This window comes from Ancylobacter sp. IITR112, assembly GCF_041415945.1.
GTDB lineage: Bacteria > Pseudomonadota > Alphaproteobacteria > Rhizobiales > Xanthobacteraceae > Ancylobacter.
Window position 1 is genome coordinate 2562475 of sequence record NZ_JBGCUS010000001.1, and the last position, 13025, is coordinate 2575499.

The window sequence follows — 13025 nt, forward strand, 5'->3', positions numbered from 1 at the left end:
GTCCTGCTCCTTGACTCGGGGTGCCGCCGGGCGGCGACGTGCTGGGAAGACCTCACCGGCTCGGCACGGGGGCCGGCTCGACCCGTACCGACGCGCAGGGATCGGAGCTGACGGTCACGTCCCAGCTTCCCTTGCCCAGATGCGCCTTGGAAATGTTGGTCTTGCGGTCGGCGGAGGTGCCGACGAGCTCGAAATCGCGGTCGGGATAGAACAGCGTGTAGCTGCTCGTCACCATCGCCACGGCGCTGGTGACGCCCTTGACGGTGCAGTTCACCGTGTCGGGCTGCTCACCCGTCTTCTCCAGCCGGGTGCGCTTGTCGGTGCGCCAGTTCAGCGGCTCGCGGGTGCGGATCGTCACATTGGCGCCGAGGACGAGATAGGGCAGGCTGGCGGCGCGGGTGTTCTCGAAATAGTCGGCGGCGAACAGGCGCGGGCTTTCCACCGTCAGGCTGAGCCGCTTGCCCTCCGCCGTCATCAGCCACAGGCGCGGCTCGTTGTCGCCGCGATAGGCGGCGACGCTGCCGCGTCCGCCGGTCTCGCCAAAGGCGCCCTTCTGCCATTCATTGGTCTGCGGGTTATAGGCGAGCCCCGCCCCCAGCGCGACGAGCACGCCGCCGACATTCAGCACCGGCCCCTCGGCCAGCGCGGCGGCCTGCGCCTTCGGCACGCTGCTGGCGGCGGTGGGAAAGTCGATCTCCACCGCCTCGCGCGCGGCGGCGAGCCGCGCCGGGGAGCCGCTGGCACGGGCCTGGGCGAGCCGCTCCGCGCTCCGGGGATCGGCTTCGAAGCGCGCCGTCGCCCCGCTGACCTCGTTGACCAGCAGCAGCGCCTCATTATCGGTGCCGAAACCATCGACGAGATGCCAGCCATAGCGCGGGCTCAGCTCGTCGGTGGCGAGCGCCGGCTCGGCCCGCCAGCCGACCCGGCCGGTACGTATGTCGCCTTCCGCGATGGAGAACGCCTTGACCGAGGAGCGCGCATTCAGCCCGCCGCTGCGGTCGAGCGGGCCGATCTCAACCTGCACGATCAGCCGCCCGCGCAGCAGGGCGATCTGGTAGTCCCGGCGCTGCGCCGCAGCGATGTTGATCGGATCGTCGGCCAGCGTCACCGGCGTGCTCGCCGCCTGGTCGCGCGGCGCCAGCAGCGTCAGTTCGGCATAGGCGGGTTGGCCGGGCACCGGCTTGTCGATTTGCGCCAGCACCGCCACGCGGTCGGCATCCACCGCGCGCACGGCGAGACAGGGCGCCTCCTGAAGCGGCAGCCGGTCCGCCCGCTCGCCCTCGGCGCGGGCGCCCAGGCGCAGCGGCACGCGGGTGAAGGCGGGAAACGGGTCATTGGTCTTGCCGGTGCCGTCCGGCTCGATGCCGCCGCCGGCGCCCACATCCGACAGGAACAGCCCGTTCTCGCCGCACAGCACCAGCCGCCCGCCGGCGAAGGCCATGCCGCGCAGCGCCCCCGCCGCCGGCGGAGAGGTTCCGGCCACCTGCCAGCGCTCGATCTCGAAGGAGCGTGCAATGGACTCGTCGCCATAATGCAGCCGGACGGCGGTGTCGGCCGCGCCGGCGCTCTGCGGCACGGCGAAGCTCATCTCGCCGGAACTGGTCTGGCTGGCGGAAGCGCGCAGCCGCTGCAGCCGCCGATTGCCATTGGCGTCGGTCCAGGACAGCATCACCTCGCGCCGATCGTCCACCGGCAGTTCACGGATATACCAGCGCGCCCGCACCTTGCCGCCCGGCAGGACGGAAGGCGGCGTCAGCGTCAGATGGGCGAACTGGTCGAAGCGGCGAACATCCAGCGCTACCATGCGGGTGACCACCGCGCTGACCCGGCTCGGCGCCGTGCCGGCGATCTCGGCGGTGAGCTGATAGGTGGCGGGGCCCATCGCCAGCACTTTCTTCGAGCCGGCGCACACGCCCTTGTCCGGGGTGATGGCGAGCACCGGCTGGCGGTAGTCGATCGGCCCGCTCAGCGTCGCCTGCACGCAGTCGGTGATGTGCCAGCTCAACGTCACCGGGGTGCCCAGCGCCAGCGCCAGAGGCGTGGCGGCATCGGCGGCGAAGCGCAGCTTGGCGCCGGGGTCGACATCGGCCGGCTTCTCCAGCCGCGCCTCCACCGTCACCGGCGGCGAGAGCCGGTCGATGCTGGGGCCGGTGCTGACCTCAAGCGGCAGCGCGCGGTCGCCCGCCCGCAGCGGCAGCAGCACGCGCAGCGTCGGGTCGCCGGGCACCGGTGTCCCGGCGTCGCTGGCGTTCAGGTCGACATTGGCGATGCCGATGCGGACCTTCGCGGGGTCGGCGGCATCGCTGCGCATGACATGCCAGAGCGCATCGCCGCCGGCATCCTGCAGCACGCCATTGACCTTGCCGATATCCTGCCAGAGCTCGTCGCTCTGGTCGCGGATGAGCGCATCGGCGAGGCTGTCGCGGTCGAGCATCACCTGCACCACGCGCGGACGCGGCGCGGCGCCCGCCCCCGGCGCGGGGGGAATGACCAGTTGCAGCGTCGGCGGCGTGCCCGGCACCACCCGCGCCTCCAGCGGCGGGGCGGCGCCCTGGGTCCGCGCCGGCGTGCCGCCGGCGAGCGGAACGGCCACCAGCACAATGGCCGCGAGCAAGGTGGAAAGCCGCGGGCGTCGGGTCATGCCAGTCTGCCTTCTGCTGCGAGGGGTAAAGCTTCGGCCGCCGGTTCGGAACGGCGCAGGATCAGCCACCCCTCCCCCATGGAGGGCGGCGCGCCGTCGAAGCGCGGCTCAAGGCCGAGCGCGGCCAGCGCGGTTCCGGCGCCGTCCGCCGTCTGCCATTCCCAGCGCCCGCCGGTACTGGCCGGCGGCGGCAGCAGCGGCAGCGCGCCGTGGAACAGCACCGGGCCGGCGGCGAAGCCGATCTCCAGCCGCGCCAGCGCCGCCCGCACCGTCTCCGGTGGCAGGCTCGCCCTGCCGGCCGGCAGCACCCCGCAGGCGACCTCCACCGAGGCCAGAGGGTCCATGATCAGCACGAGGTCGCTCGGCGCCGCGAAGCCCACCTGCGCGGGTGTCGCCGTGTCGAGCGCGACGAGATCGGAAAAACGCAGCCCCTCGGCATGGGCGACGAGCCCGTCCTGCCCGTCCTGCCGGTTGCCGAGCCGCAGCGGCAGGCGCAGCGCGGCGGCGCCGGGCGCGGGGTCACCGCGGAAGGCGCGCAGCCGCGCCTGTGCCGCGACCACCGCCAGCGGCCGGCCGATCAGCATTTCCTCCGGCGCCGCCTCGCGGGCGCGGATGGTGGGGAGCGCGTCGTCGATTCCCGCCAGCAGCCGCTCCAGCCGGTCGCCGCCGAGCAACGGGTGAGCCAGCCAGGCGGCGAGACGGGCGAGCAGCGGATCGGCGATCGTATCGGGCGAAAGCTCCTCCGCCCGCGCGAAGGCGCGCCAGACCGCACCGCCGGTGCCGACAGGAAAAGGCGGTTCGGCCATTAGTTGGCCGAGCAGCCTGCCCGCCCCGTCGCACAGCACCAGCGCATGGTCGAGCCGGTTGAGATAGAGCCAGCCGCGTATGGGCGTCTCGCCGCCAGCGAAGGAGATGTCGAGCCGGGCGCCCTCGGTCAGCCGGGGCGGACGGGCGAAGGGCCCGCACTGGGTGTCGTCCACCGCCGGGCCGAGCCGCAGGCGGGAGCGCGGATGCGGCTGCACCCGCGTCTCCGGCCGGGCGATCGGCTCCACCCACTGGCCGAAATCGTCGATCACCCAGAGATGGTCAAGGCGGAACCAGCCGGCCTCCAGCGGCGGCATCTCGCCCGCCGCCGGCAGCGGCGGCAGCGCCGGCGGCACCGCGATGCGCAGCCCGGCGGCGAGCCGCGCCAGCGCGGCCAGGCCCGTCTGCAACGGCCGGTCGGTCGCCGGGGTCAGCCAGACCAGCGCGGCATCGGGCCGGGGGGTGAGCGCCTGCGCGTTGAGGCGCCGCACGCCCGCCCCCAGCCCCGACAGTTCCTGCCCGACCAGCGGCATGTGGGTCAGCGCGGCGAAATCGCCATTGTTCAGCCGTGACTCGGCAAGGGCGGCGGCGAGCGCCTCGCGCATGAAGCCGCCATCCATCGGCGCCATCAGGCTGCGGCCCTTCACCTGCAGCGTGGTGTCGCGCCCGGCGGCCGGCACGCCGGCCGGCTGGCGATAATCGTAATGCAGCGGGTGCTGGCCGGCCGGGAAGCTCCAGTCGCCCGGCCCGGCGGGACTGGCGTGCCAGCCCAGGCTCCAGTCGATATAGAGCGGCGACCAGGGCTGCTGGCCCCACACCGCCACCAGCGTCTCGGGCGCCACCTCGCGCCCGTCGCCGCCGGCCAGCACCAGCGACCCGCCCGGCGTGCCGGAACGGAAACGGGCCTGCAGGGCGTCCTTCCAGCCCGCCCATTCGATCTGGCCGGCGAAAGGCGCGGTCTCGGCGAAGGCGGCGGAGGCCACCGCCTGTTCCATCAGCGCCGCCTCGCGCAGCAGCCCGGCGAGGGGGCCGACCTGCGGCAGGCCGACGCGCGCGAGATCCTTTTCGGCCAGGGTCGCCGCCAGCGCGGCGAGCGCCGCCTCGGGAAAGCCGGCCCGCTCCGGCGCTACCGGCGCCTGCGTGACGAGCCCGGCCGGCGTGCGGCAGGGCAGCCTGTCCGGCAGCGCGGCACGGCTGGCGCCGGGCATGCCCGCCAGCATCACCACCGGGTCCGCCGCCACCCAGAAGGGCGGCTCCGGCTCGGTCTCCAGCCGCCAGCCCGGCGGCAGATCGGCACCGAACGCGATGAGCGCGGCCGAGAGGATGGCCGAGCTATCGCCCGCCCTCCCAATGTCGGCGACGAAAGCGTCGAGATCGGCCGTGAGCCCGGCGAGCGGGTCGGGCGTCGCGTCCGGGCGCAGCGTTCCGGTGCGGACGGCGACGATGCGCGCGCGCCAGGCGATCCGCAGGGCATTGGCCCGCGCGATCAGCGCGCGCACCTCTGCGTTCAGCGCCGACTGGCGCTCATTGAGCCGCGCCAGTTCCTGCCATTGCCCGGCGGTCGGCGCCCCCGCCTCGCCGGCCGCCTCCTTGTCCTGCACCAGGACATGGCGCTGGCCGGCGTCGAGCGAGGTGAAGCCGAGCGGATGGTCGAGCCTGCGGCGGGTGGCGGCATCGAGCCCGGCGGGATCAGCGGCGCCGAGCAGATGGCCTTCCAGCACCGCCCATTTCGGCCGGTCGGCCGGGTCGACCTCGTCGTCCCAGAACCGGTCGGACACCAGCGCCGCCAGCGCCGCCGGCGCCGAGGCGCCGAGCCCGACCTCGATGCGCGGCTCCGGCGGCATCAGCCCGCCATGGGCTGGGGGCGATTGCGGCGAGCCGAGCAGCGGCCCGCGATAGCGCTGCGGGTCCCAGAAATTGATATGGGCGACGGTGCCATGGAACAGGCACGGCCCCGGCGCCTCCACACCCGGCGGCAGCGCCCAGCCGAGATGCGTCAGCACGGCGGCGAGATCGGCCGGCCCGCCCGCCTCGTCCGCCAGACGTGACGGCAGCGCGGTGAGCGGATCGGCGCCCGGCACGCGATACCACCCCACCACCGCATAGCTGACGCTGGCGAGCGGCAGCTTGTCCTGCCCGTCGCGCAGATCGGCCAGCCCGTCATGCCAGGACAGGATGTTGCGGTTTTCCGCCAGCGAGGTGGCGAAGGTGGGCGAGCCGGTCCACGCCGTGCCGAGCGCGGTCAGCTCGATATGCGCCATCTGCGCCTGGCGGGCGGGATCGTAGGTCTCCAGCGTCCGCACGAGGCCGACCGGCTGCGCCGCCAGTTCCGGCGCCCCCGCGCCGCCCCGGCCGGGGGCCGGCACCGGCAGGCTGGCGGAGCCGGCATCGCCGGGATAGGCCGCGCCGTCGATCATCCACGCCTTGATCTCCACCTCGCGGCGGGAGCCGGCGCGGCGCAGCAGGCGCAGGATCAGCCACTGGTCCGGCAAAGCGGGAAAGCTGAGACCGTTCTCCACCAGCGACTTGCGCAGCCCTTCCGGCACCATCCAGCGCAGATACACGCCGCGATCGCCCTTCACCGGCCGCTCGCTGTCGCGCAGCGCCAGCCGGTCGCCGGCCGCCGGCACCGCGCCGAGAAACGGGGTCAACCTTGGATCGACCAGGGTGCGCAGCCCCGGGGCGTAATTCACCCGCCCCGGCTTCCAGCGCAGCGAAGCGCCGCGCTCGGCCGTGTGCCGCGCCAGCAGCAGGTCGCCCTCGGGGCCGGCCTCGCCCTCGACGACCAGCGCGTCGAGTTGAATCGGCACCAGCAGCGGCGTTGCCACTTGGGAATCCGCCTGCGCGGCGGTGTCGACAGCGCTCACCTGGGGATCTCCCACACATAGCTCTGGATGCTGCCGCTGCTCAGCGCCCCGGCGGCGAAGGCGGCGGCGGAAAGCGGGTCCGCCCCCGCCAGCCCCGGCCGGGCGAGGCCCAGCGCCTGCTCCGCCGTCAGCCGCGCCAGCGGGCTGAACAGGCCGCGCGCATCGGGCTCCGGCACCCCCTCGCGCGGCGGTGCCAGCCGGAACGCCAGCCCCTCCGGCGGCTCCTTCAGCGTCACCCGGGCGATCCGCCCCTCGGCGAGGCCGAGCAGCACATCCGGCGCCAGCCGCTCCAGCCGCTGCAGCCGGGCGCCCGCCGGCGCGGTCTCCACCTGCGTCTCCAGCCCCGGCCAGTCCGAAACCAGCGTCGCGCGCAGCAGGAATCCGGTGCACGGCCGGTCGAGCAGGTCGCCCGGCGGGTCGGGCTCGGCCATCGGCCCCGCCTCGCAGCGCTCGATCAGCCGCGACAACAGGCGGCGCAGCGGCAGGCCGGCGCGCGCGCCTTCCCCGGTCGCGGTGCCGCTCAGACTCAGCGCGCCGGTGGCGAGCGCCAGAAGCCAGTTCGCGTCGACATGGAAGAAGCGCAGGCTCGCGGCCGGCAGCAGCGGCTCTCCCGCCACCAGATAGGGAAAGGGCACGCCGTCGAGACGCAGCAGCCCGCGCAGCCAGCCGGCCATCCGCAGCACGGCGTGGAGACTGTCGGGCGGCGCGGCGTCGTCCCCCGGCGCCGGCGCCGGCGCGCTCCATTCGCGGCGGATCGCCGCCAGATGGGTGCGCATATAGGTGTCGAGCCGGAACGCCACCTCGCGCGGGCCGGCATTGTCGGAGATGAAGGCGCGGGTGGCGGCGAGAAAGCCGGGAGAGGCCAACGCCATCAGCCGGCCGAGCTGCCACGCCGCCGCGTAGGACAGGGTCAGCGACCCGTCTTCCGGCGCCAGGATCAGCGCGGCATCGGCATGGTCGATGGCATCCAGCGGCAGCGGCGCCACCGGGGCCGGCGCGAACGGGCCGCGATACCAGCCGAGGCCGGCGCCGCCCTCTGCGCGCCGATAGGCCATCGGCGTGTGGCCCGTCGCCAGCAGGCCGGCGGCGCTGGCGGGCAGGCCCGGCGGCGCCGGGCTGCGCAGCAGGTCGAGGCTGAGGCGGCGGGCGAGGCCGGGGAAGCTGTGGGCGAAATCCGGGTCATGGGTGAAGCCCCAGCGCGCCAGCAGCACGAAGCGCAGCCGCGCCGGCCCCTCCGGCAGCCGCGCCTCGATCAGTTCCTCCCAGCCTTCCAGCGACACCAGCAGGGCGAGATGGGCCCCGGCGGCGGGAAGGCGGCGGGCGCAGATGACGGGAAACTCCCCGGCGCCATGCATCGCCGCGCGCGGCTTGTCGCCCATCTCGACCTGGCGCACATGGGCGAGCCGCGACAGGTCGTCGGCCGAAGGGCACAGGGCGGCGGCCAGCGCGCGGTCGAGGTCGATGACGCTGACGCGCTGCTGGCCCGCCTCCTTGTCCGGCTCCGGTTCGAGGCTGGGAAACAGCACCGTGCCGTCGGCGCTGCGGCGGTTCGCGGTGAACAGCGTCTCCGGCGCCAGGGTCTGCACCGCCGCCTCGCCGCCCTGCGCCTGAAACTCGGCCTCGCTGAGGAGGAACAGCGCCATCCACGGCGCCCGCGCGGTGCCGGTCAGGCTGAGCTCGCGCTCCCAGGGCAGCGCCCGCTTGCGCAGCACGATATTGGGGATGTGCCGGTTGAAATCGCCCGTCGCCCCCGGCGCGGGGTAGCGGGCGTGAATGTCGCTCTCGTCGAGGAAGAAGCGGGGGCCACGGACCAGAAAGGTCTCGTCACGGTAATAATGATGCGCCTTTGCCGCGCCGCCAGCGTCGGAATAGGTGAGCGATTGCTGCACGACAAGGCGGTGGCTGCCGGCGGAAAGGGCCGGCAGATAGGCGTCGTAGAGATCGACGGCCAGCGCTTCGGGGCCGGGTGCGGGCATGGGTCAGGCTCCTTCCGGCCAGGCGCGGTGCAGCGGCGGGTGGCGGAGGCGGCGCGCTTCCCCCGCCGACGCCTCCAGCGAAACGGGAAAGCCCAGCGCGCCCAGGGTTTTGAGAAGCTCGGCCGAGGGCACGCCCGCCGCTGCTGGCGCCGGCGCCCCCGCCCGTGCGGCCTGCACCGGCGGCTCGCAAAGGGCGGGCGCGCGGAAGATCAGGTCGCTCTCGCGGTGGCGGGCAAGGGCGGCCCGCATCCCCTCGCCCCGGCGGCGCCCCGGCGGCGGGGCGAGGCGGGCGAGGCCGGTGAGATAGGCCCCGGTCAGCTTGGCGGCGGGCGCGTCGCCCGGCTTCTGCCGGTCCCACAGCGCGGCCGGCATGCCCTGGCGTTCGGCTTCGCTGTGCCAGCCGGCAAGATCCACCGCCACGGTCACGCCGCCGGCTAGGTCGCGGACGAGGCCGATGGTGAGCCGGCTTTCCGCCTGGGTGATCGACAGCGGTACGATGCCGAGCGCCGCGCCTTCGGCTGCATGGGTGGCCGCCACCGCCTCCAGCGCCAGCGGCGCGGCCAGCGCCAGGTTTGTCCCGCTGCGCGCCTTGGGCGGCACGGCGCCCGCCAGCGTGCCGAGCACCAGCGTGGTGGCCGGCAGCACCGAGGCGATGGAGACGCTGAGTTCGTCGCCGCGCACCCGCCATGGCCCGCTCGGCTGCCGGTCGTCCGGCTGCGCCAGCCGCCCGCCGGTCAGCACCACCCCGCAGATGGCCGGCGCCTCCACCGGCAGGCCAGGCAGCGGCACGGCCTGCCAATGGGGGCTGGCCTTGTCGAGGAACAACGCGCCGAACTGGGCCCAGCCGCGGATTTCCGCCGGCGCCGGCGCGCCGCCGAAGGCGATCTCGAACGACAGCACCGACAGCTTGACCCGGACCCGCCCGGCAAAGGGCGGGCCCCACAGCCGCAGTTGCACGTCGAGGCTGAGATTGATCGAGAACAGCGAGAGGTCGGCCTCGACGCGGATCGAGATGCCGGCATCGAGGCTGTACTGCAGCGGCGCCCAGCGCAGCAGGAAATCGACCGCGGCGATGAACCAGGCCTTGATGCGGCTATGGATGAACGAGGCCTCGAACCGCCCGCCGGCCATGAGATGCGAGGGGGTGAGCGCGCAATAAAGCTCGCCCTTCAGCGTCAGCTCGTTCGTCACCGCCCAGTTCAGCCCGAGGCGCGGCACGGCGGGGTAATGCGCCGGCGGTTTGAAATCGCGGTGATAGCCGCCGAGGGTGAGCACGAAATCGCCCTTGCGCGTCCCGGCGAACCACACACCCAGCGCGAAGCCGCCGGTGAGCCGGCATGAGGGGTCGAGCACCCAGGAATTCGTCGTCAGTTCGGCCTGCAGCAGGAACACGCCCTCCTCCGGCCGCAGCGTCATCTTGATGGCGAGTTCGACCCGGCAGAATTTCTGGCTGCCGACCGATTTCTCGAAACGGGCGAGGCCCAGCAGCGAGAACTCGACCTCGCGGCCAAACTGCCCGATGGCGAGCGCGAAAGCGTCGATCGCCTCGGCGATGGTGAAGCGCAGCCCCAGCGCGGCGAAGATCTGGCCCTCGGCGAAGGGCAGGTGGCGCTCCAGCGTGGTGAGCATCTCCATGGCGGAAGGCTGGGGAGCCTCCGCCGCGCTGTCCTTCATGACCAGCGCCACCAGCGGGAAATCCGCCACCCCGCCGATCTCGGGCACCATCACCCGGCGGTTGAGGCCGAAGCCGAGCGCCAGCCCGGTGAGGGTGAGGGCCCCGAGCTTGATGCCGGCGCCGCCGGTCAGGCTCGCTGTGCCATAGATGAACAGCGAGGTGGAGGCGCCGCCGGAAGGGGTCTTGTAGCTGCCATAGACGCCGACCACCCCCATCGACACTTTCGGCAACTGGATGTTCAACTGGCCGCCATAGACGGTCTCCGACATCTGCAGGAAACCGCCCTCGACCGCGACCGCGCCGCGCTTGAAGCTGAGGCTCATGCCCTTCAGCCGGCCGCGCGGGGCGGTGAGCGCGTTCAGGCGGACGCTGACGCCGGCATCCATCAGCTCAAGCTGAACCCCGGCGACGCTGACCTTGCCCGCCAGGGCGGCGGTGACCTCATAACTGCCCTCGGCCGAGCGCACGCCATAGCCGAGCTTGGAGAGATGCAGCGGCCCGCAATCGCGCTGCACCGTGACCCAGCTCAGATCGTCGGCGGGTTTGGCATCGGGTTCGGCTTTTGCGGGAGCGGCCACCGGCGGCAGCACCTCCACCTCCGGTTTGACGTTCTTGTCGCCTTTGGCCTTTTCGGCCTCATCGGCCTGACTGGCGCTCTCATCGGCCTGTTTGCCGGTCTCATCGGCCTTCGGCTTCGGGTAGATGATCGGCTTGCTGTAATCGAGCAGTTGCAGCGTGCCGGTGAGCGAGAGCTTGCCCGCCACGTCGCGCGGCGGCGGCGGAAAATCCTGGTCCGGCAGGTTCTTGAACAGCGCCGCGAGGGTGGCCGCATCCAGCGTCGAGAGCACGCCGACCCGCAGCCCGTCGACCCCGACCGGCTTGGCGTCCCCGTCCTTGGCGAAGGCCTCCACCCCCGCCCGTATCGCCCCTCCGACCACCGGAAGGCTCCGGAAATCGAGCGTTACCGGCCCGATCTTGAGACTGTACTCCCAGCCCTTTTCGCCGAGTCGCGCCGCCACCAGGGTCAGGCGGAAATCGCCGTCATTGAGGCGGAACTCGAAATTCAGCGCCAGCCGCGTCCCCTCGGACCCCAGCCGCAGCGCCCCAGCGACGCGCGAGACGGTGACGCGCCCCTCCTCGAAAGGCGGCGTGAAGCCAAGGTGCTGCGCCAGGGGTGCCAGCGCGCGGCCGAGATCGACACGGGTGTCGGCGCTGAAGGAGAAGTTCCAGTTTTCCTTGGCATAATCGAGGTTTAGCGCGATGTCGGTGGCATCGAGGCGGATCTGCCCCCGCCCCTGCAGCGACAGCGCGCCGGCATAGCGCACATCGAGCTTGCCGAGCGTCAGCCTCAGCCCGGCGATGGTGAAGGGGGAGTTGGATTCCGCGGAGAAAGCGAATTCCGTCTGCTCGCCCAGCGCGATGTCGAGCTGGAAGCCGTTGATCTCCACCGCCGCGAGATCGCCGGGCGCCTCGATCTGCAGCAGATCGGCGGCGAGAGCGCCGATGGGGAGCACGGGCACCGTCACCGTGCCGCGCACGCCCTTGTCGATGTCGATGGACACATCAGCCTCGACATCGCCGATCACCAGGCTCGCTTCCAATTGCGCCGTGAGCCCCTCGCCCCGGCGCTTGCCCACCTCGAAGCGCACATCGCCGATCGACAGCGTGCCGCCGCCAATGCGGAAATCGAGGAAGCCGAGCGTGACGATGGTGAAGGAATAGGCCCCCTCGCGGGTATTGCCGGTGAGGGCGAGATCAATCAGGCGCAGGCTCTCCCAGCCGGCCACCTTGCCCAGTTTGCCGGCCACATCGGCCGGCAAACGAACCTCGCCCCCCACCGCCCCCGCCCGGAACGCGCCATCGGGCAGGGAAAGGCTGGTCTCGAAGCGCATCGCCAGCGCCCCGCTCCCGATGATGCCCTCGCCGCTCAGCTCCGCCTCGAAGCTGAAGGCGGACCCGCTATAGGTACCAGCGGCGAACAGGCTGGGCGTGACCCGAATGAGATCGAACAAGGTGAAGGGCTCGGCATAAGTGAGCCACACGGCGAGTTTCGCACCGTCGACGCCATCAAGCGGTGTGCTCAGAGCGAGCCGCCGCAGGCCCGGCACCACCTTGTCCGCCGTGCCGAGAACGCCGCCGAGAGCAGTGTCGAGTTCCGGGGCCAGGCTTTTCAGCAGCGCGCCGGCCCTGAGCACTTCCGGCGCATCGGCGGTCAGTGCCAGTTGCGCGGCAACGGGATCCAGTTCGATACCGACGGCGAGTTTCTGCGTGTCGAGGGTGATGGTCCCGCTCAGGCCGAGGGCGAAAGGCGGTACCTCGCTGCTGCCGACCCCCTCAGCCGCCACCCCGTCCACCCGCACGCCGGCACGCTGCAGCGCGATGGACAGACGCCCGCCCAGCAGATCGAGCGGCGCGACATTGACGGCCGTGCTCGCCTCGATCCAGTAGCCCCGCTCCAGCCGGCCGACACTGCCGGCGACGCGCACGCTGCCGTCGAGCCCGAAGCGCTTGCGCAACGCCGGGCTTACCTCCGGCAGCAGGCTCGCCTCCCCGGTGAAATTGATGCCGGCCCGCAGGGGTGTCAGCGCGTGCGGCCAGTCGCTTGCAAGCGCGCGCGCCGTGGCCGAAACGCGCGCGACATCGCCCTCCGCCACATTGCCCTCAACGGCATGAATGGCGGCGAAATCATAGGAGGAATAGGCCAGTTGCGCCGACGTGACGGCCAGTGCCTTGTCGATCGCCGCGCGGGCCGGCTTCAGCGCCTCATAGGCGTCGCCGGGGCGCCAGGCCTCCCGGAGCACGGAGGCGGCGACGAACACCCGCGTCGGCGTCGTCCGCCCTCCATCCGGTGCATAGACCGGCAGGTCGAACTGGTACGCCACCACGTCGCCGTCGCCCCTGGTCAGCGCCGCCATCCAGAGGTCGAGCTGCGCGCAGCCGTGATCCTTCAACCCCAGTGCCGTGAACTGTTGCGGATCTATCTCCGACACGGGGGTCAGGCCGTCCGCCCTCATCCCCTCCTTGCCGCCGGCCATGATCTTGCCCCCTGCTGCAGATGTCAT

At 72.6% G+C, this 13025-nt stretch carries 4 protein-coding genes; all 4 read right to left on the reverse strand.

Annotated features, from left to right (window positions below; all coding sequences use genetic code 11):
• Nucleotides 1–52 precede the first annotated feature (52 nt).
• Genes AAC979_RS12300 through AAC979_RS12315 form a run of 4 tightly spaced genes read right to left on the reverse strand, consistent with a single transcriptional unit; the run spans nucleotide 53 to nucleotide 12998 of the window.
• Nucleotides 53–2641: a hypothetical protein gene (locus tag AAC979_RS12300; protein WP_371347169.1), complete on the reverse strand. Its 2589-nt coding sequence runs from the start codon at nucleotides 2639–2641 to the stop codon at nucleotides 53–55.
• Nucleotides 2638–6312, reverse strand: coding sequence for a hypothetical protein (locus AAC979_RS12305; protein ID WP_371347170.1), 3675 nt, complete (start codon nucleotides 6310–6312; stop codon nucleotides 2638–2640). Before AAC979_RS12305 ends, AAC979_RS12300 begins: the two co-directional genes overlap by 4 nt.
• On the reverse strand, nucleotides 6309–8288 hold the full coding sequence (locus AAC979_RS12310; RefSeq protein ID WP_371347171.1) for a hypothetical protein: 1980 nt from the start codon (nucleotides 8286–8288) through the stop codon (nucleotides 6309–6311). The genes AAC979_RS12305 and AAC979_RS12310 overlap by 4 nt, the downstream gene beginning before the upstream one ends.
• A gap of 3 nt (nucleotides 8289–8291) precedes the next feature.
• Nucleotides 8292–12998, reverse strand: a complete 4707-nt coding sequence (locus AAC979_RS12315; RefSeq protein ID WP_371347172.1) for a DUF6603 domain-containing protein — start codon at nucleotides 12996–12998, stop codon at nucleotides 8292–8294.
• Nucleotides 12999–13025: the final 27 nt, after the last annotated feature.